This window comes from Aeromonas cavernicola (assembly GCF_002795305.1).
Lineage (GTDB): Bacteria > Pseudomonadota > Gammaproteobacteria > Enterobacterales > Aeromonadaceae > Aeromonas > Aeromonas cavernicola.
In genome coordinates this window covers 1-20,246 of the sequence record NZ_PGGC01000067.1, presented here as the reverse complement: position 1 = coordinate 20,246, position 20,246 = coordinate 1, and the positions used below count along the sequence as shown (strand labels likewise).

Genomic DNA, 20,246 nt, shown 5'->3' with positions numbered 1-20,246 from the left:
AGTCAGTCACCAAGGATGGGGTATGATTAGTTTCTATCGAGGCTTTTCTCTTGTTGAACTGATGATCGTCATCACGATTGTGGCGATCCTGAGCCTCATCGCTTACCCCTCTTATCAGCAATATCTGCTCACCACTCACCGCGTCGAAGCCAAGAAAATGTTATTGGATGTTGCTAATCGGCAGGAATCCTATTTTATGGATTTCAGCCAATATGCCTCCTCTGCAACGGCGCTCAGTGTCAATGCGCTATCCGAGTCCGGTTTTTATCAATTGAGTGTTTCAGCGGCGGGCAACACCTTCACTCTGTCAGCAACAGCGGTCGGCAATCAAGCGAGTGATCTCGACTGTACACGGTTATCGATCAATGAAACTGGCGTTAAAAGTGCCTCCGGCGCAGCCAGCAGCCGTTGCTGGGACTGAAGATGAAAACACTTCGCAGGGGATTTAGTTTACTAGAGGTGATGATTGCATCTGTGGTGCTCTCACTAGGTCTGCTTGGCCTCGTGGCACTACAGACACAAGCTAAATTTGCCAGCTATGAAGCACGGCAACGCACCATTGCCAGCTGGCTTGCTAATGACATGGTCGAGCGGGTGCGGATCAACCGTGACAGTTGGAGTGCGGTCGGTACGGTGACCGTAAACCTTGCCGCTAACTTACCAAGACCTACATGCGCAGCAGTAGATGGCACCATGAGTGCTTGTTCTGCGGCAGAGCTACGGAATGCCGACCTACATTATTGGCAGCAGGCTCTGCTCGGAGCCAGTGTTTCGGGGGCGGCTTCTTCGTTAACCTCACCAATAGGGTGCGTGGTGCGGCAGGCAAATAACGCGTTAATGGTCGGGATATTCTGGGCAGGCAGACAAAATATATCGGATGGTGGTGGCGCAAGTAGTGCAGCGACCTTGATAAACGAATGTCAATTATCGACAACCAACAACCTTACGAGACGTCAGTTTATTCTGGCGACCACGTTATGAACTCCCGCGGTTTTACCTTGGTTGAATGGCTGATCGCTATGCTGATAGGCCTATTCCTATTAGCTGGCGTATTTACCCTCTTTGTGATGTCGCGTTCGAGTTCCGAAGATACGTTTGATCAGAGCGAATTACAGGAAAATGGTCGACTAGCCATTCGGTTAATTAGCCAAGATATCAAATGGGCTGGTTTTTTTGGTGCCTATACCGGCCAATCAACCCAAGTCGGCCCCTCCCTTTCGCTCAGTAATGGCAGCACGATTTTAGCAAACAGTGACTGCCTTGATGAGCGTTCCGTCGGCAGTTTGCCATCAACGACAGGCCCTGCCAGAGGGCTATGGGTAAGCCGAGTGCCAACCTCCAAAATATTGGCTGGCCTTGCATGTATTCCTGCTGCTGATCGCGTGGCAAATAGTGATGTGATCAGCATTAAAAGGCTGATTGGTCGCCCAGTTCCCGCTACAGAGGGATTGAATGCCAACCGCTTTTACATGGCAGCCAACAGTCAGGAGGCAAGGATCATTAAAGGGAATGAAACTCGACCTCTCTTTGGTGCCAACAATGAAAGCCAGATCTGGGAATACCAACACTACATCTATTACCTCTCACAAGAGAGCGGGATGCCGGTTTTACGCAAGCGCTATCTCACTGTTAACGGTGGTTCTTCCCTGATTGGCGGAGCGATGGCTGAAGGGGTGGAACATATGGTGTTGATGTTCGGCGTGGATGATTCGGTGATCCCTGATGGCCGCATTGATAGATATCTCGCAACAGACCAAATAACGGCTCAAGGTTGGAATGAAGGGCGGATTGTGGGGGTCAGACTTTTTCTATTGATCAGGGCTGCCGACGCATCCAGTAACTACCAGAATAACAATCGCTACCAACTAGGTAACATGACGGTCAATGGGGGGGGCGATGGCTACCGTCGGCTGCTGTTAGAGAGCAGCATTGCGCTGCGCAACCAGCAAATAGTGACCCGGAGTGGAACATGAGAGTACATCGACAACAGCGAGGCGTGGCGTTGATCGTTGCGCTGGTCATTCTCGTGCCTTTGACTCTGATTGCTGTAGTAGTGATGCAGTCCAGTGGCATGAGCCTGAAAATGGCCGGTTCTGGTGCCAGTTTGCAACGTGCAGAGCATCAAGTGGAAGGCGCATTGGAAGCTGTACTGGGAGATGCCTCTCTTGCTACACGCATTGCAACACAGACGATTGGGGCGGCATCAGCAATCGACACAACACCGCTTATCACCACCCTGACCGTCAATACTGAAAGTGTATGCAAGCGCAAATTTGAAGCTAGTAGCCAAAACGTTACCCCTGCATGCCGATATGCAGATGTCACTACCAATATTAATTACGGCAAGATCAACAGCAGCATTTCGTTTACGGCTGGGGTAGAGCAACCCCTACTGAAGTCTGATTAGGGAGTGAGCCATGATATTCCGCCATTACTTACTGGTTAGTCTATTGTTCTCGCTAAATATGAGCTCAGGCCCGACTATAGCCGCAGGTACTAGCTATTCGGATGATACCGAGTTATTTGTCTATGACTTTGCCAAAGCAGGAGATTTCCGTCCTAAAGTACTTTTTATATTTGATAACTCAGGAAGTATGGGGGAAACGACTTTACTGGCGAAAGAGGCGTATGATCCGACCTTTCCATATCCCAAACTTACATCAGATGATGGACGTAATGATTACATCTATTACGCAATAAATGGCACTCCACCAAGTACGCTTAATGCGGATAATCCTAATCGTCTAAGCGCCAATAAGAACGCATGTGCTACTGCAATAAATAGTCTTGCAACAAATGGTTTGCTCACTTCTATTTATTGGAATTATGATGTTACGGGTAATAAAAATAAACAAAAGGGTGAGTGGAAACCATTAAAAAATTTTACAAACAACAACATTAATATTATTGACTGCCAACAAGATATTCTTAGCTTAAATAATGATAACTCTGGTTTCACTGGCTCTTATCAGTCAGTATCAGGAACGACCAAAGGATATCCCGTCAATACCAATAGCACTAATTTAAATAAGCCGTGGCTAGATACTAGTAATCCGACTTCCCCCGTGACAGGAGGTACTGATAACCTCACCTTATATTCCGCTAATTATCTTCGTTGGTACCATGCCCCAGCCCAATTTTCAGCATCAAGACTCACTGTGGCCAAGCAAGCGTTACAAGAACTTGTCCGCACAACACCTGCAGTAGACTTTGGTTTAGCCGTATTCAATCATAATGATGGCGATGCCACTAACAATAAGAATGGTGGTCGTGTCATTCGCCAAATCATCGGCGGTGATACTATTCTCAGTTCTGGAAAAACAGCATCACAGGATATCATTGACCAAGCAAATAGCCTTAGCGCCGAAACATGGACCCCATTGTGTGAAACGATGTATGAAGCCTATCGCTATTTTGGTGGGCTAGATGTGTATTTCGGGGATGATGATCCAGCGCGCACTCCTTTACGAGATTCTGCTGCCGAATCCCCATTAGGAAAATATAAGTCACCTTACGATAAATGTTCGAATAATGGCTACATCATTTATATGACTGATGGCGCCCCTACCAATGATAAAGCCGCAGATAGTATGATCACTGCCTTAATAAATACGCTATCAGCTGCAGATAAAATCACTTATGGAACAACCGTTGGTTACGGCTCATCTGGTGCGAAAAGTTATCTTGCTGCATTAGCTGGTTATATGAAAAATAATGATATAAATACATCCGCAGCAGGCAAACAAACGGTGACTACATTTACCGTAGGATTTGGTGATGACGCCATTAAAGGCGCTGGTGATTTGCTAGCGGAAACCGCCCGGCGAGGTGGAGGAAAATACTATCCAGCAAGCAATGCAACACAACTCAATGAGGCGTTAAAATCATCACTCTTAGCTATTTTGAAGATGAATACCTCTCTCGTATCCCCAGCAATTGCAACTAATAATTTTGATCGGACTCGTAGTCTCAATAATATTTACTACGCAATGTTTGAGCCTAGCGCTGGACCACGATGGAAAGGCAATCTCAAAAAATTAGTTCTCTCTCCAGAAAAGGGTTATATCGTTGACCAATCTGGATTACCTGCAATAGCAAGTGATGGGACAATCCTCGACTTGGCAAGAACCTACTGGTCGACTAGTAACGATGGTAATAGAGTCGCCGATGGCGGTGTTCAAGAAATGCTAGCCATTAATAGTAATCGCAATATTTATGTTATCCCACCATCGGGTAATAACTTGCTGCCATTTACTAAAGATAAACTAGAGATAATTGCAGGTAGTGCAGCGAATCTACGCACTCATATGACATTAGATGATGGTGACAGTGCGGAAAAAATTATTGATTGGGCAAAAGGTGTTGATGCTTTTGATGAGGACAACGATCCGACTACCACTATTCGTGACAATATATTAGGCGATCCTCTTCATTCTCGCCCATTAGTGATAAATTATGGCTGTACTATAACCACAGGCCAAACATCTTGTACCCCTGACCTGCGGATTGTAATGGGTACTAATGCTGGCTTCTTACATATGTTCCAAGACAATGGCAACACCGTAGATGAAAGCTGGGCAATCATACCTTACCCATTTATTGCACATCAAAAAGCACTGCGGGAAAATCTGGAATCATCCTCTCATATTTATGGTATGGACTCCTCCCCTATCGTATTAGTCAATGAAGCGATCCGTGATGGTGATATAAAGTCATCCCAAGGTGATAAAGTATGGTTATTCTCAGGGTTAAGAGGAGGTGGCCGCTCTTATTATGCACTCAATATATCAGAACCAAGTCAACCTTCACTCATGTGGCGATTGGATAATAGCAGTCCAGGTTTTGGCCGATTAGGTGAAACATGGTCTATTCCTGAGGTAGCATTTATCCCTGGTTACTCTAATTTGATTAACGGCAAGCAAATTTATAAACCTGTCTTAATTTTTTCTGGTGGATATGATCAAGCTAAAAGTGCATTAGGACAAGGAACTGACGATAGCACCGGCTTAGGCATTTATATAGTTGACGCTGAAACAGGCTCATTAGTATTTAGCTTCACACCTGACGATGATAGTAGTACTAATAAAAAAGTTTCCACTATGACGTTTAGTATGCCAGGTTCTGTCTCAGTACTGGATGGCGATGGCGATGGTATAACAGATCGAATATATGCAGGTGATACAGGTGGTAATATCTGGCGAGTAGATATGAAAGGTAGCGACAAATCAAAATGGAGCGTATTTAAATTTGCCAGTTTAGGAAATAGTCACTTGACCGGAATAGCTAAAAAAATTGAGGATGATCGCCGTTTCTTTACTCAGCCTGTATTGGTTAGAACCATTAATAAGGGTTGGCAGTACAAAGACACTCAATATATATATAGTGAACGTCCTTTTGATGCAGTCCTGATTGGTAGTGGTGATCGTAACCGCCCATCTTCTGAGATCACAACCAAAAATGCCTATGTAATGTTACGTGATTATAATATCAAGCCGACGCTATTTGGTGTTGAACCTAATACATCTATTCCAGCAGCAATAACTATTGACGATCTTTATGATGTCACCATAGATCCCTTCATCGGCAAAAATGATGATCAGATTGTAAGCACGACTAAATTACTGACTAGCCAGCAAGGATGGAAATTTTGGTTAAATGAGACCGGCGAAAAATCAATGGGCTCTGGTTTAGTATTACAAGGAAAACTTTATTTCACTTCTTTCTTACCCCAAGTTCAGGACTTTCAGCAATGTACCATTCAATCTATTGGTGCGATGCGTCAATATATGATTGATATGCATTATGGGACATCCTTTAAATATGAGCTTGATAGTAGTGGCCAACAAGTGCCACAACGTTATGTCGAAGTAAATAATAAAGTTGCTGATGATTTAGTCATCCATGGTGGCGATGATAGCGGAATTAGAATTATTGGCGGTGCCCCCGGCAGTACAGTGATTCTCAAAGGGGATACCAGTACTCAACGTTGTACAGAGGAGGATGAATGCTCACAAGGCACAGAAGAAACCAATATGGATATGTCCCCTAAGAAAATCTATCTCTATGAAGGAGAGCAAAAATGAGACTGGTATTATTGTTATTACTTCTGTTTCCTTTATTAGGACAAGCTGAGGTTGAAGATATTAAATGCTATGTAGCACTTGAGGGTGGATACTATGTAGTGTTGCAACATCCACTTTCTGATGTAAGCAAAAAAAATATAGATCGTACTTTTAAAACCAAGGGATATGAAATAGACGGTATTATTAGACATGTTACTGAGGTGCTTGAATGTACGTCTCTCGCTGCACAATTTTCATCTACTGCTGCTCAGCAGCAAGACGCGATACAGCCAAGATGAAATATTTATCACGCTAATAGCTATATCTAAAAATAGTGCTTATTGTATTCATTCAACATACTCAACTTTTATATCCATCCCCTGTTACTGTTTATCTTCTGACGTTACTTGGTACAACGCAGGCATAATTCTAGCCATTTTAATCATATTATTTTCAACATCCAATATTTCAATAGGATAACCAGCAAGCCGAATACTTATATTAGGTTGAGGTATCTCTTCCAGATATTCAAGAATAAGCCCATTGAGTGTGCGAGGACCGTCGATAGGCAGCTGCCAATTCATCTCCTTGTTGAGTTCACGAATACTCGCAGAACCTTCGACAAGGAAAGAGCCATCCGACTGGGGATGAATTTCGTCGCTAGGAGTGGGTGTCATTGAGGTGGTGAAATCGCCCACAATCTCTTCAAGAATGTCATCGAGGGTGATTAATCCCTGAATATCGCCATATTCATCAACGATAAGCCCGATCCGCTCCTTATTACGCTGGAATTTGGCCAACTGCACGTTGAGGGGAGTCCCTTCCGGAATAAAATAGATCTCGTCCACCTCTCGCAATAGGCTCGATTTATTGAACTGATCCTTGGCCATCAATCGCAAGGCATCGCGAGCGTGTAAAAATCCCACCACATCGTCGATGTTGTCGCGATAGAGCAGGATTTTGGTGTGAGCACAATGGGCTAGCTGGCGCTGAATACGCTTCCAGTCGTCATTGATATCGATGGCATAGATGTCGCTACGTGGCACCATGATGTCTTCGACCAGCATCTTGTCGAGATCCAAAATACTGAGCAACATCTCCTGATGATGCTGCGGGATCAGCGTCCCTGCTTCGTTGACGATGGTTCTCAGCTCCTCCGTATTGAGAGAGTCATCCTTACTGGGCTTGAGCCCGAGCAACTTAATCAGGCCACTGGTGATGCCGTTAACCAACCAAACCAGAGGGGAAAATGGCACCATCAAGCCTTTTAGTATCCAAGAGGCAGGGTAGGCGATCTTCTCGGGAAACATCGCAGCTAGCGTCTTGGGAGTCACTTCGCCAAAAACCAGCACCACCAGCGTCAACCCGAACGTTGCAATCACGACCCCGAGATCACCAAACAGCCGGATACAGACGATGGTGGCGATGGCGGAGGCGAGGATATTGACCAGATTATTACCAATCAAGATCAACCCCAGTAAACGATCGGGCCGAGATAGTAACTTTTCTACTCGGCGCGCAGCCTTATGCTTGGTTTGCGCCAAATGTCGGAGCTTGTAACGATTAATCGACATTAGGCCGGTTTCAGCACTAGAAAAGAAGGCAGAGAGAAGAATCAGGATGACGAGCACTAGAAGTAACGTACTCGTTGCGATGCTGTCCAAAAAAATCTCCTTGGGCTTGGTATGACAAACGAGGATTAACTGAGCAGTACTTCTTTGACGAAACGACTACCAAAATAGGCCAGTGTCAGAATAAAACAACCGAGCAAGCTCAGGGTAATCACCCGACGGCCACGCCAGCCGTAGGTGTGATGGCCCCAGAGCAGCACCACATAAACGCACCACGCGAGGATCGACAACACCGCTTTGTGAGATTTACCCTGGGCAAACATATCTTCGAGAAAGAAAAGCCCAGAGGCGATAGAAAGGGTCAGCAACACTACCCCAGCAAAGATCAGCTGAAACAGCCGTGTCTCTACCGTCATTAAGGGGGGCATGGTGGGTAGCTGACTAAGCTTGCGCGACTTGAGCTGTTTGTCTAAGCAGGCGAGTTGGAGAGCAAACAGACAGGCGATCATCAATACCGAGTAAGCCATCAGTGCCAAACCGATGTGCAGTAGTAACTGAGGATGTGCCTCTAAATGGGTGATGTAGCGCCCAGGGATCAGCGCACTTGCTGTCAGCAGCAATGTAGAGAAACTATATACCACCGGCAACAAGATCCAGCCGTTGAAGCGGCGACTGATGCAGGTCATAAAAACGCTGATGATCAGACTTACTAGCGAGGCCACATTAAGCATGCTCAGGTTCTGGCCCGTCCCTGGTAGGACCTCTGTACCGAGGGCGGTCGCATGGCCGATCAAGGCAAACCAGACGCAAGCATAGAGTGAACGCAGGCCTACCGGCTTGGCGCTCAGTAGCAGATGCACAGAGGCAAAAATGGCCAGCAAATAGAACGCCAGGGCCAGAACAGAGATGACGATCATAACCAGGTCGTTGATGCATACGCGTTAAGGATAAGAGGGGCAGTATACCTTGCACGAGAAATGGTCGCCAGTTGTGACGCAGCCTATCTGCCCACATATAGATAATGAAGCAGGATAAAGCGCGGTGACGGCGAATCATCGTCCTCGCGCTAGCTCTGGGTTATAATGCCCCCATTTGTCACGCTAAGAACCGGAATGCGTCATGTTTGAGAATTTGACTGAACGACTCACGCGCACCTTGCGCAATGTCAGCGGCCGTGGTCGCCTGACCGAAGAGAACATCAAAGAGACCCTGCGCGAAGTTCGCATGGCGCTGCTCGAGGCAGATGTCGCTCTGCCAGTCGTGCGTGATTTTGTCGCTCGCGTCAAGGAACGGGCTGTCGGCCAAGAAGTGGCCAAATCCCTGAGCCCAGGTCAGGCCTTTATCAAGATTGTGCACGGCGAACTGGTCACTGTGATGGGAGAAGCCAACGAGCAGCTCAATCTGGCGGCCCAGCCGCCAGCGATTATCCTGATGGCTGGTTTACAAGGCGCCGGTAAAACCACTACCGTCGGTAAGCTGGCTAAGCTGCTCAAAGAACGCAACAAGAAGAAAGTGCTGGTCGTCAGTGCCGACGTCTATCGCCCTGCGGCGATCAAGCAGCTGGAGACCTTGGCTGGTGACATCGGGGTCGACTTCTTCCCAAGCGATGCTAGCCAGAAGCCGCTCACCATCGCTACGGCAGCGATTGATCAAGCGCGCAAGAAATTCTATGACGTGGTGATCGTCGATACCGCAGGCCGCTTGCACGTCGATGGCGAAATGATGGCCGAAATTCAGGAGCTGCACGCTACTATCAAGCCGGTCGAGACGCTGTTTGTGGTCGATGCTATGACCGGTCAGGATGCCGCCAATACCGCCAAGGCGTTCAACGAGGCGCTGCCACTCACCGGTGTGATCCTGACTAAAGCTGACGGTGATGCTCGTGGGGGTGCCGCCCTGTCGGTACGTCACATTACTGGCAAGCCGGTCAAATTTATCGGTATGGGCGAAAAGACCGATGCGCTGGAGCCATTCCACCCAGACCGTCTTGCCTCCCGCATCCTTGGTATGGGGGATGTGCTGTCGCTCATCGAGGAAGTCGAGCGCAACGTCGATAAAGAGAAAGCGGCCAAGCTGGCCAGCAAGGTCAAGAGCGGCAAAGGCTTTGATCTGGAAGATTTTCGTGAACAATTGGCCCAGATGCGCAATATGGGCGGCATGATGGGAATGCTCGACAAGCTGCCAGGCATGTCGGGCCTGCCGGACAATATCAAAGATCAGATGGATGACAAGCTCACCGTCCGGATGGAAGCCATTATCAGCTCCATGACGCCTAAAGAGCGCGCTCATCCTGATCTTATCAAGGGCTCCCGCAAGCGCCGTATCGCCGCTGGTTCTGGTACACAGGTTCAAGACGTGAACAAACTGCTCAAGCAGTTCACCGAAATGCAGCGCATGATGAAGAAGATGTCCGGCAAAGGAGGCATGCGCAAGATGATGGGGCAGATGAAAAACATGCTCCCCCCGGGATTCGGAGGAGGACGCGGTCCGTTTTAATCCACCCAATATATGGCAAGGGGTCTGCAAACAGCAGACCCCTTTTTATTACAGCACTGCGTCAAAATGACTGGCTTGGTTGCAATTATTACGAATCCAAGTAGAATTACGCGGCTTATTTTAAGCTAGGGTCCGCGTGTTTGCGGGCCTTGTTCATTAGATGTTAATGAGGACGATATGGTAACCATTCGTTTACAACGTGGTGGCGCGAAAAAGCGTCCATTTTACCAGGTAGTAGTTTCTGACAGCCGTTGCGCCCGTGATGGTCGCTTTATTGAGCGCGTTGGTTTCTTCAACCCGGTTGCTGCTGGTCAAGCTGAAAAGCTGAACCTGGACCTGGCTCGTATCGAGCATTGGGTTGCTACTGGTGCCGCTGTTTCTGACCGCGTTGCCAAGCTGATCAAAGACGCTAAAAAAGCTGCTTAATCAGCCAAACGGTAAGGAGTTAAGGTGGAAAAACCTATAGTTCTTGGCACCCTAGGTACCGTATACGGCATCAAGGGGTGGCTAAAAGTGAACTCCTTCACCGATGTTGCCGAAGCGATTTTCGATTACAACCCCTGGCTGATTAATCAGAACGGGGCGTGGCGTGAAATTCAGGTGTCATCTTGGAAGCGTCACAACAAGGGCCTTATCTGCAAACTCGATGGTATCGATGTGCGCGAAGATGCCCTGGCATTGACCAATGTCGAGATCGGCGTACCCGCTGATCTGTTGCCTGCGTTGCCCGAAGGCGAGTTCTACTGGCGTGACCTGATTGGTTGCACCGTAGTCACCACTAAGGGATACGACCTAGGCAAGGTAACCGAATTGATGGAAACCGGCTCCAACGATGTGTTGGTGGTTGAGGCTAATGTAAAAGATGCCTTTGGTGCAAAGGAGCGGTTGATTCCGTTCCTAGAAGAGCAGGTGATCAAGAATATTGATCTGACTGCTCGAACAATCGAAGTTGATTGGGATCCTGGTTTCTAGTTTCCCGCGCTAACACGGGTGCCGGAGGTTTCTTATGTGGATTGGGGTTATTAGCCTCTTCCCTGAAATGTTCCGAGCCATTACCGAGCACGGGGTAACGGGTCGGGCCGTCAAGAGTGGCCTGCTGCAGATTGAGTGCTGGAACCCTCGGGAGTTTACCCACGACAAACACCGTACGGTCGATGATCGTCCTTATGGTGGTGGGCCCGGCATGTTAATGATGGTTCAGCCGCTGCGTGATGCGATTCATGCAGCCAAGCAAGCGGCGGGAGACGGGGCGAAAGTCATCTATCTCTCTCCTCAGGGGCGCAAGCTGACTCAAGCGGGCGTGACCGAGTTGGCGACGAATCAAAAACTGATTCTGGTCGCCGGTCGATACGAAGGTATCGATGAACGCGTGATACAAACCGAAGTCGACGAAGAGTGGTCTATCGGGGATTACGTGTTAAGTGGTGGCGAGTTGCCTGCCATGACCCTGATCGATGCGGTTTCGCGTCTGGTTCCTGGGGTTTTGGGCGATCAGGCCAGTGCCGAGCAAGACTCCTTTACGGATGGCTTGCTGGATCATCCCCACTATACTCGGCCGGAGGTGTTGGATGGGCTGGCGGTGCCCGAGGCGCTGACAAGCGGCAATCACGACGTGATTCGGCGCTGGCGTCTCAAACAGTCACTCGGACGAACCTGGCAAAGAAGGCCGGAACTTATTAACAACCTAGCTCTGACTGACGAGCAAGAATCACTTCTTGCCGAGTATGTCCGCGAAGTGCGTGACAGCGTTAAGTAGAGTTTTCAGTTTATCCTAGGTAAGGAAAGACAATGAGCAAGATTATTCAGCAGCTTGAACAAGAGCAACTGCGTACCGACATCCCGGCTTTTGCCCAGGGCGACACCGTACGTGTTCAAGTTCGTGTTAAAGAAGGTGGTAAAGAGCGTCTGCAGGCTTTCGAAGGCATCGTCATTGCCAAGCGTAACCGCGGTCTGCACTCTGCGTTCACCGTTCGCAAGATTTCTAACGGCGAAGGTGTTGAGCGTGTATTCCAGACTCACTCTCCGCTGATCCACAGTGTAGAACTGAAGCGTCGTGGTGATGTTCGCCGCGCCAAACTGTACTACCTGCGCAACCTGTCCGGTAAAGCTGCTCGTATCAAAGAGAAGCTCAACTAATTCGATTCGAATTGGTCTTGGCATATTGCCAAACAGCTCGACAGGTAGTGAAAAGGCTCGCCAATGGCGAGCCTTTTTTGTATCCGAACCGTAACTATGGTTACTGGTTAACCCGTACCACCGAGTTATCCCGCCCAAACGGCCCTGGCACATAATCATCCGCTTCCCAGTCATTATCATAAACAGTCTCACCCTCTGGCGTGATGAGCTGGTAGCAATACTCGAAACTCTCTGGGCCATCGGTCGGCAAGCTCAGCGTCGCTTTAAACTCACCACTCTTCGTGCGTTTTAGCTCGACCGGTTGCCACTGAGTAAACTCACCGATCAATCTGACCTGTTCGGCATCTGCAGCGGCAACTTTTTCTACGGCAAACGTGACTTTGACCTCGGGTTTAGATTTTAGGAACTGTTTGATGAGCGGCATAACGCCTCCTTGTCTGTGAGCGGAACATAACGACAGGTTATTTTTATACCATCTTATGACAAGGATATTGATAAAACAGCTTAAATTGGCAAATCAAAGTGGCGCTGCAACAGCCCGTGGGTGAAGTCGATCTTGAGGTAAAAACCACGGGGAAGCGTCATGATCGGTTGACCATCCCGACCAATAGCGCGGGTCAGCGCCTTGTTGTTGGCAGCCTTGGGCCGCAACTGCATCACCTGCCCATGTCGTGCGCTGATCTGCTCCACTTCCCCCAAGACGATCATATCCATCAGCTCTTCCCAGTCTTGGCGTAGTAAACGCTCTTCTATTTCATTAGGGCTCCACAGCAGCGGCATACCAATCCGCCGTTCACCCACTGGGATATCACGACTTCCCTCTATCGGTACCCAAAGCACGCGGGAAAGTTTGTTGCGCACATTAGAGGCTTCCCAGCGTTGACCGCTGATGCCAATCAGCGGGGCGACACACACAAACGTCGTCTCCAGCGGTCGCCCTTGAGGATCGATGGGAATGGTCTTGAGCTCGATGCCAAGGCTAGGAAAGTCCTGCTCGGGTTTACTACCGGCACTGGCGCCAAGCTGCCACTCTATCAGCTGGCCAATCCATCCCTTATCTCTTCGCAAATCTCGGGGCACACTAACCCCCGCATTATGCGCCAGTTGAGCAAGGGTAAAACCTGCGATCTCTTCGGCGCGGGCCAGTAATTCTTGTTCTGATTGAGGAGGTGCCGGCATGGTTATCGCGATCCTGTTCATTTGCGTTGTTCAGATGAACTGCTAAAAAGTGCTGCTTTTATAAGCTATTTTCAACCGTTCTCTAGGAAAAGAGATAACATCGAAAAATACAACGCATCATTATGATTTAAAACGTTTTTAGTTGCCATTGGCGTGATATTTATCAGCTTGAAAATAGCTAAAAACAGTTGTCCAAGGGTTTACCGAAGATGCTGCACATAGTTATCCACAGAAATATTGGATAAGTGCAAAAAATAGCGATCCCTCACTTAGCGATGACAAAAAATTCGCGGTCATCACAATTTTAGTCGTGCTTTTAATCAGATCACCATCTTGAATCTGTGGATAACATAGTGGCGTTCATTCTTTAAGCAGTTAAACTTGTTCACAATCAGCCCCCGCTGTTTCAACGCACTGCCTATCTGGATCAAGATCCAGTGAATTACATTTAATTTGTTGTATTTAATGACATTAATTGATTTTTCAGTATGATGAAGTTCGCTTGGTAAAATTTTATTTTTAGCCAATAAATAGTGCCTATACCTATTTACCCACAGCTTTATACACATATAACGTGGGCAACCAGTTGGTTAGCAATGCTAATTTTGTTCATAAGTAGGCTTGAAATTAAAAGTTATTCATGAACAAGGTGATGAACTCCTTATTTGCTGCCGTGCAGTGAATGTGGAACAATCTTCTTATAGATTCAGCCTTTAGTAAGGTGATCACGTGATTGATGGTGACGGATTTCGTCCCAATGTCGGCGTCGTGATCTGTAACCGTGACGGCCAAGTGTTATGGGCTAAGCGTTATGGACAACACTCCTGGCAGTTTCCGCAAGGAGGGGTTGATAATGGTGAGACGCCAGAGCAGGCCATGTATCGAGAGCTATATGAGGAAATTGGCCTCAAGCCCGAGGATGTGACCATTTTGGCCACCAGCCGTAACTGGCTAAAATATCGTTTACCCAAACGTCTTGTTCGCTGGGACAGTTCACCAGTCTGTGTTGGTCAAAAACAAAAATGGTTCCTGTTGCAGCTAGGGCCTGGCAGGGAGTCTCGGATCCAGTTTGGCTGCCATGGTCATCCTGAGTTTGATGATTGGCGCTGGGTCAGTTTCTGGTACCCGGTACGCCAAGTGGTCTCCTTTAAGCGCGAGGTGTACCGGCGGATCATGAAAGAGTTTGCGCCGCTGGCAATGCCGGTTCCAGTGGTACAGGTGAATAAAAAGGATGGGCGGCGCAACCGCTCTCGTTAAGGAGCATCGACGTTGCTAACGGAACTAAGACAGATCGTCGAGAGTATGGCCGAGGCCAATACCCTCGAAGAAGCATTACAAGCACTGGTGAGTCAGACTCGGCAAGCCATGGCGGTTGATTGCTGTTCTGTCTATGTTTCCGAACCTGATATGCGGCGTTATCGCTTGGCCGCAACCGATGGCCTAGCCCACTCAGCGGTAGGTAAAGTCACGCTCCCCTTTGAACAGGGAATTGTTGGTTTGGTGGGGCAGCGCGAAGAGCTCATTAACCTAGCCGATGCCCCTGCCCACCCTAGCTTTAAATTTTTGCCCGACGTGGCCGAGGATGATTTTCGCTCTTTTCTCGGGGCCCCCATCATGCACCAGCGCCATGCTGTCGGTATTTTGGTGGTGCAACAAAAAGAGAGTCGCCGTTTCGATGAAGGAGAAGAGTCCTTCATGGTGACGCTGGCGGCACAGCTGGCCGCCCATATCACTCAGGCACAGGCCAAGGGATGGTTGCAGAAAACCGATTGGAGCAAGCCACTGCGCGGTATTGCAGGGGCGAGCGGCATCTCGATTGCGAAAGCCTGGGTATGGCGCCCTCGTAAAGCACTTCATTCGATCACCCCGCGTAAAGATGACGATCATGTTACCCAGCTACAACGACTGGATGTGGCGGTGGAAGAGGTTCGCCATGATCTAGAAAGCGTAGCGCTGCGTTTTCGTGAGAGTTATAACCAAGATTCAGTGGCCATTTTCGATATCTATCTGCATTTGCTAAGTGACCCAGGCTACATCAAACCGATTCGCAATAAAGTCACCAAAGAGCACTGGACCGCCGTATCTGCGGTCAAATTAGTCAGTGATCGTCTCATCGATCAATTTAAAGGGATGAAAGATCCCTACCTGCAAGAACGTTCCACAGATGTGAAAGATATTGCCCAGCGGCTGATCAGTCGCTTGGTACAAAATGAACCCGAACACATCACCATTGGTGAACCTGTGGTACTAGTTGCCGATGAGGTCACCGCCACCATTCTGGCCGAAGTGCCCCGTGAATATCTGACTGGGGTGGTCTCGCTCAAAGGGGGAACCAACTCCCACGCGGCCATCTTAGCCCGTGCCATGGGCGTTGCTGCGATCATGGGAGTAGACCTACCGCTTGGGGACATTGGCGGCAAAATGTTGGTACTCGATGGTTATAGCGGTGATCTCTTCATCGAACCTAATCAGGTGATCCTGACTGAGTACCGTCAACTGCTCCGTGAGGAGCAGGCACTTGACTCCTTGGTGCGCACTGTTGATAGCCACCCCTCGGAAACCGCTGACGGTACGCCAGTGTCCTTGCTATTAAACGCTGGGCTCAGTGCAGATACCGAAATATCACTCAATCATCTGGCGGATGGGGTGGGGCTCTATCGCACCGAAATCCCCTTTATGCTGCAAGACAGCTTCCCTTCAGAATGGGAACAAACCGCCCGTTATCGCGGTATTTTAGAAACCTATCGGCACCGCCCAGTGTGTATGCGGACCTTAGACATCGGCGGGGATAAGCCATTACCCTATTTCCCCATTGTTGAGGAGAATCCGTTTCTTGGCTGGCGGGGGATCCGGATTACCCTCGATCACCCCGAGCTATTTTTGGTACAGCTCAAGGCGATGCTACGGGCCAGTGAAGGGCTTGATAATTTGGCCATCATGCTGCCGATGATCAGCAGCGTCAGCGAGATCAAGGCGGCGCGCCGCTTACTGGATCAAGCATGGCGTGAGGTATCGGACGAAGCACAGAGCCGAGGTGCGGAGATCCGTTATCCCAGCCTCGGGGTCATGATCGAAGTCCCCTCTGCCCTCTATATCCTCCCCGAGATTGCACCGCTCACCGACTTCTGGTCAGTAGGCAGTAACGACCTGACCCAATATTTGTTGGCCGTGGACCGCAATAACGCGCGGGTTGCCAATATCTACGACGCCTTCCATCCGGCGGTGATCCGCGCCCTCCAGCTGCTGGTCGATGCTGCCCACCACTACCAGAAGCCCATTTCGGTCTGTGGCGAACTGGCCGGTGATCCTGTGGGGGTGCTGCTGTTACTTGCCATGGGTTACCGCCGTTTTAGTATGAATACCCACAATATCGCTCGGATCAAATATATGCTGCGGCAATCACATCTCGATGAGTTGGCCCTCCTGATGAAAACCGGCCTCAAGCATGACAATCCCCATGTGCTGCGCGGCTTATTTGCGCGTTATCTGGAAGAGCATGGTTTAGGGGGCTTAGTCCGGGCCGGCCACAAGACCACGCTAGCCGATTGATATTCTGTCTTGTTCCAACTGTCGAATGATCGGAGAATGCGGCTTTTGTTATTACTGAGGCCGTACAATGCAGCACGATGGATATTGGGTTTTCTCGCAGGTTGATCCTGTCGCATTCAGTTTAGGACCACTATCGGTACGCTGGTATGGCCTGATGTACTTGGTTGGCTTCGCATTTGCTATGTGGTTAGCGGGGCGCCGTGCCGATACGCCCAACAGCGGCTGGACCCGTAATGAGGTCTCTGACCTGCTATTTTACGGTTTTTTAGGGGTGATCCTCGGTGGTCGTGTCGGTTATGTGCTGTTCTACAACTTCGATCTGTTTCTGGCCGACCCGCTTTATTTATTCAAAATCTGGACTGGGGGCATGTCGTTCCATGGTGGGCTGATCGGGGTTATCACCGCCATGATCTGGTTTGCTTACAAAACCCAACGGCACTTCTTCACCGTGGCTGATTTTGTCGCCCCTCTCATTCCCTTTGGCCTTGGCGTCGGCCGGATCGGTAACTTTCTCAATGGTGAACTGTGGGGTCGAGTCACCGATGTACCTTGGGCGATCATCTTCCCGGAAGCCGGTTCCGAGCCTCGCCACCCCTCCCAGCTCTATCAATTTGCCCTAGAAGGCGTGGTGCTATTCCTCATTCTCAACCTGTTTTGGCGCAAAAACCCACCCCGTGGCGCCATCTCCGGCATGTTCCTGCTGTTCTACGGCCTGTTCCGTTTCTTGGTTGAATTTGTGCGTCAGCCAGACAGCCAACTAGGCCTCTACTTTCAGCAGATCAGCATGGGTCAAATCCTCTCTGCCCCGATGATCATCATTGGCGCCCTGATGATCTGGGTGGCTTACCAACGGCCGCAGTTGTTCGGTAACGGGACAAAAGAGGCAAAGCAATGAAAGCGTATCTCGAGCTGATGCAAAAAATCCTCGATGAGGGCACCGTCAAGTCCGACCGTACCGGTACCGGCACCGTCTCGCTGTTCGGCCATCAGATGCGCTTCAACCTAGCGGAAGGCTTTCCGCTAGTCACCACCAAGAAGTGTCACCTGCGTTCCATCATTCACGAGCTGCTCTGGTTCCTCAATGGCGATACCAATACCGCCTATCTGAAGGCAAACGGCGTCAGCATCTGGGATGAGTGGGCCAATGAAGAGGGCGATCTGGGGCCGGTGTATGGCGCCCAGTGGCGCTCCTGGCCTGCAGCAGATGGCAGCGTCATCGACCAAATCCAAAAAGCCGTCGACGATATCAAACAAAACCCAGACTCGCGGCGGATTATTGTTTCGGCTTGGAACGTGGGCGAGCTGGACAAAATGGCGCTGGCCCCTTGCCACGCCTTGTTCCAGTTCTATGTGGCGGATGGCAAGCTCTCCTGCCAGCTCTACCAGCGCAGCTGTGATGTGTTCCTCGGCCTGCCGTTCAACATCGCCAGCTACGCCCTGCTGACCCATATGATGGCCCAACAGTGCGATCTGGAAGTGGGGGATTTCGTCTGGACCGGTGGTGATGTGCATCTCTACTCCAACCACATGGAGCAGACCGCGCTACAGCTCTCCCGCGAGCCACGCCCGTTGCCGCAGTTGGTGATCAAGCGTAAACCGGACTCTATCTTTGATTATCAGTTCGACGATTTCGAGATCCAAGGCTACGATCCTCACCCCGCGATCAAAGCCCCCGTCGCGATTTAAACGACAAGCTCGACCGATAAACCATTCAGCCACGACCCCAAGGCCGTGGCTGAATGGTTGGATCAACGAGTGGTTGGATCAAAAAATGGTTGGATCAAAGAGCAGTGACGTAACCACTAGCTGACTTTGCGCATACCCATATGGGGAATATCGTCTTCAAGATAGCCCTCGCCCTCGGCGACAAAACCGTGCTGGCCATAAAACCCTTGCAAGTGCGCTTGTGCCCCCAGCCAAATGCTGTGATCAGGCCAATAGCGAGCGCAGGCCTTGAGCGCTTCCCCAATCAGTTGATGACCAAGGCCAGCCCCTCTGGCATGAGGCGCCGTCACCACCCGCCCAATAGCAACCCCAGTTTCATCGCCAATCCCAGGTGCCATGACCCGAGCATAAGCAGCCAGCTGATCGTCTTGATAGCCCAGCAGATGTAGCACCCCAGGGCGACGATCCTGCCCATCGAGATCTTGAAAAGGGCACGTTTGCTCGACGACAAAGACTTCAGCCCGCAGCGCTAGCAACTCATATAGTTCATCGGTGGTCAGCTCAGACCAAGGTTTCAGTTTCCAATTCATCGGTCACTCCTTATCAATTCAGCCGCCCAGCATAATTGCCTAACAGCATGGCGACATTAACCTTTGTTAAGTTCTTTTAACCGCTTGCGGATCCGGCTCAGGCTGATGGGGGTAATGCCAAGATAAGCGGCGATCTGGTGATCCGGCACTCTGGCATCGAGTACGGGAAAGTTGTCGCGAAAGTGCTGATAGCGTGCCTGTGGACGACCAGTTAGCAGCAACAGCTCCTTCTCCTCCTTGATCCGCAGCTGTACCTCCAACAGATGCTGATACCAGCGTGGCCAGTCGGGTAGCTGGCGCAAGTCAGCTAGATTAAACAGCTGCAAGTGGCAGGGCTCCAACGCCTCTACGCTATAGCGGGCGGGCTCACCGCTGAGCAGGTGGTGAAAGTCGAGAAACTCGTCCCCCTCCCAATAGAACTCCTTGGTGTACTCGCGGCCATCCTCCAGCACCAGCTTGGCCCGCAGCAGCCCCTGTTTCACCCTGACCAGCATCACCCACATGCCAAAGGCAGCTTTTCGGGCTGAGGGTCAGCGGGCGGGCAAAAGAGAGGAGGCCGACGGCCTCCTCTGTCTGTGCGACCTGCGCCCCAGCGAAGGGCGCTCTGCCAGTCAGCATGATTAAACGCGGCGCTGGCGCACGGCTTCGAACAGGCAGACACCGGTCGCCACCGAGACGTTGAGGCTCGATACCGCCCCCGCCATCGGGATGCTCACCAGCTCATCGCAGTGCTCGCGGGTCAGGCGCCGCATCCCCTTGCCCTCGGCGCCCATCACCAGCGCCATCGGGCCGGTCAGCTTGGCCTGATAGAGGTCGTGATCGGCCTCACCCGCCGTGCCGACGATCCAAACCCCGCGCTCCTGCAACTCGCGCAGGGTGCGGGGGCTTGACGCACACAATTCGGCTGGGGGTAATGCCGCCAATCAGTTGAAATGATGCCTTTCTATAAAGGCGCCAATCACTTTCTCGTGGAGCTCAATGGAACGAGAGAAGCAGAT

22 protein-coding genes and 1 pseudogene are annotated in these 20,246 nt (G+C 50.1%); 15 read left to right on the top strand and 8 right to left on the bottom strand.

What is annotated here, in order from left to right:
• Positions 1–22: 22 nt before the first annotated feature.
• Genes CUC53_RS07465 through CUC53_RS07440 form a run of 6 tightly spaced genes read left to right on the top strand, consistent with a single transcriptional unit; the run spans position 23 to position 6,361 of the window.
• Entirely contained in the window at positions 23–421 is a 399-nt protein-coding gene (locus tag CUC53_RS07465; protein WP_100293575.1) for a type IV pilin protein, read from the top strand.
• A 2-nt stretch (positions 422–423) separates the two neighbouring features.
• Complete coding sequence (gene pilV / locus CUC53_RS07460; protein WP_100293574.1) at positions 424–981, top strand: type IV pilus modification protein PilV; 558 nt, start codon at positions 424–426, stop codon at positions 979–981.
• Positions 978–1,973 carry a PilW family protein gene (locus CUC53_RS07455; RefSeq protein ID WP_100293573.1) on the top strand — a complete coding sequence of 332 codons (996 nt, stop codon included), beginning with the start codon at positions 978–980 and terminating at the stop codon, positions 1,971–1,973. The genes pilV and CUC53_RS07455 overlap by 4 nt, the downstream gene beginning before the upstream one ends.
• Positions 1,970–2,407, top strand: coding sequence for a type IVa pilus pseudopilin TppD (tppD, locus tag CUC53_RS07450; RefSeq protein ID WP_100293572.1), 438 nt, complete (start codon positions 1,970–1,972; stop codon positions 2,405–2,407). Before CUC53_RS07455 ends, tppD begins: the two co-directional genes overlap by 4 nt.
• A 10-nt stretch (positions 2,408–2,417) precedes the next feature.
• Complete coding sequence (locus tag CUC53_RS07445; RefSeq protein WP_100293571.1) at positions 2,418–6,083, top strand: pilus assembly protein; 3,666 nt, start codon at positions 2,418–2,420, stop codon at positions 6,081–6,083.
• Positions 6,080–6,361, top strand: coding sequence for a TapY2 family type IVa secretion system protein (locus CUC53_RS07440; protein WP_100293570.1), 282 nt, complete (start codon positions 6,080–6,082; stop codon positions 6,359–6,361). Before CUC53_RS07445 ends, CUC53_RS07440 begins: the two co-directional genes overlap by 4 nt.
• 84 nt (positions 6,362–6,445) lie before the next feature.
• Here the strand turns inward: CUC53_RS07440 and CUC53_RS07435 are convergent, their stop codons facing one another.
• On the bottom strand, positions 6,446–7,726 hold the full coding sequence (locus CUC53_RS07435; RefSeq protein ID WP_100293569.1) for an HlyC/CorC family transporter: 1,281 nt from the start codon (positions 7,724–7,726) through the stop codon (positions 6,446–6,448).
• Positions 7,727–7,761: 35 nt separating this feature from the next.
• On the bottom strand, positions 7,762–8,550 hold the full coding sequence (locus tag CUC53_RS07430; RefSeq protein ID WP_100293568.1) for a cytochrome C assembly family protein: 789 nt from the start codon (positions 8,548–8,550) through the stop codon (positions 7,762–7,764).
• 202 nt (positions 8,551–8,752) lie between these two features.
• Between CUC53_RS07430 and ffh the strand changes: the two genes are divergently transcribed.
• The 5 genes from ffh (at position 8,753) to rplS (ending at position 12,265) form a co-directional block, all read left to right on the top strand.
• Positions 8,753–10,129, top strand: coding sequence for a signal recognition particle protein (ffh, locus tag CUC53_RS07425; protein WP_100293567.1), 1,377 nt, complete (start codon positions 8,753–8,755; stop codon positions 10,127–10,129).
• A gap of 177 nt (positions 10,130–10,306) precedes the next feature.
• The gene (rpsP, locus tag CUC53_RS07420; RefSeq protein WP_005340392.1) at positions 10,307–10,555 is read left to right on the top strand and encodes a 30S ribosomal protein S16; all 249 of its coding nucleotides are present in this window, start codon (positions 10,307–10,309) and stop codon (positions 10,553–10,555) included.
• A gap of 24 nt (positions 10,556–10,579) precedes the next feature.
• The gene (gene rimM / locus CUC53_RS07415; protein WP_100293566.1) at positions 10,580–11,101 is read left to right on the top strand and encodes a ribosome maturation factor RimM; all 522 of its coding nucleotides are present in this window, start codon (positions 10,580–10,582) and stop codon (positions 11,099–11,101) included.
• Positions 11,102–11,135: 34 nt separating this feature from the next.
• Positions 11,136–11,885 (top strand): tRNA (guanosine(37)-N1)-methyltransferase TrmD, encoded by a 750-nt coding sequence (gene trmD / locus CUC53_RS07410; protein ID WP_100293565.1) that lies wholly within the window; start codon positions 11,136–11,138, stop codon positions 11,883–11,885.
• Positions 11,886–11,917: 32 nt separating this feature from the next.
• A complete protein-coding gene (gene rplS, locus CUC53_RS07405; RefSeq protein ID WP_005313505.1) occupies positions 11,918–12,265 on the top strand; it encodes a 50S ribosomal protein L19 in 348 nt (115 codons plus the stop codon).
• Positions 12,266–12,365: 100 nt separating this feature from the next.
• Here the strand turns inward: rplS and CUC53_RS07400 are convergent, their stop codons facing one another.
• Together CUC53_RS07400 and mutH are read right to left on the bottom strand one after the other, a co-directional pair.
• The gene (locus CUC53_RS07400; protein ID WP_100293564.1) at positions 12,366–12,689 is read right to left on the bottom strand and encodes an isoamylase early set domain-containing protein; all 324 of its coding nucleotides are present in this window, start codon (positions 12,687–12,689) and stop codon (positions 12,366–12,368) included.
• A gap of 80 nt (positions 12,690–12,769) precedes the next feature.
• Positions 12,770–13,444: a DNA mismatch repair endonuclease MutH gene (gene mutH / locus CUC53_RS07395; protein WP_100293563.1), complete on the bottom strand. Its 675-nt coding sequence runs from the start codon at positions 13,442–13,444 to the stop codon at positions 12,770–12,772.
• A 729-nt stretch (positions 13,445–14,173) separates the two neighbouring features.
• Here mutH and rppH point away from each other — a divergent pair.
• The 4 genes from rppH (at position 14,174) to thyA (ending at position 18,679) form a co-directional block, all read left to right on the top strand.
• A complete protein-coding gene (gene rppH, locus CUC53_RS07385) occupies positions 14,174–14,701 on the top strand; it encodes an RNA pyrophosphohydrolase (protein WP_100293561.1) in 528 nt (175 codons plus the stop codon).
• Between the two features lie 12 nt (positions 14,702–14,713).
• Positions 14,714–16,993, top strand: coding sequence for a phosphoenolpyruvate--protein phosphotransferase (ptsP, locus tag CUC53_RS07380; RefSeq protein WP_100293560.1), 2,280 nt, complete (start codon positions 14,714–14,716; stop codon positions 16,991–16,993).
• 67 nt (positions 16,994–17,060) lie between these two features.
• Positions 17,061–17,888, top strand: a complete 828-nt coding sequence (lgt, locus tag CUC53_RS07375; protein WP_100293559.1) for a prolipoprotein diacylglyceryl transferase — start codon at positions 17,061–17,063, stop codon at positions 17,886–17,888.
• On the top strand, positions 17,885–18,679 hold the full coding sequence (gene thyA, locus CUC53_RS07370) for a thymidylate synthase (protein ID WP_100293558.1): 795 nt from the start codon (positions 17,885–17,887) through the stop codon (positions 18,677–18,679). Before lgt ends, thyA begins: the two co-directional genes overlap by 4 nt.
• A 116-nt stretch (positions 18,680–18,795) precedes the next feature.
• Here thyA and CUC53_RS07365 read toward each other — a convergent pair whose 3' ends face one another.
• From CUC53_RS07365 to CUC53_RS19555, 4 genes and pseudogenes are all read right to left on the bottom strand, one after another.
• The gene (locus tag CUC53_RS07365; RefSeq protein ID WP_100293557.1) at positions 18,796–19,248 is read right to left on the bottom strand and encodes a GNAT family N-acetyltransferase; all 453 of its coding nucleotides are present in this window, start codon (positions 19,246–19,248) and stop codon (positions 18,796–18,798) included.
• A 56-nt stretch (positions 19,249–19,304) separates the two neighbouring features.
• Positions 19,305–19,866 (bottom strand): annotated as a pseudogene (locus CUC53_RS07360) (Crp/Fnr family transcriptional regulator).
• Positions 19,867–19,868: 2 nt separating this feature from the next.
• A complete protein-coding gene (locus CUC53_RS07355; RefSeq protein ID WP_272896759.1) occupies positions 19,869–20,171 on the bottom strand; it encodes a TrmH family RNA methyltransferase in 303 nt (100 codons plus the stop codon).
• Positions 20,172–20,246 (bottom strand): IS1 family transposase (locus CUC53_RS19555; RefSeq protein ID WP_420808048.1); only part of this gene is annotated, 75 nt, incomplete at its 5' end.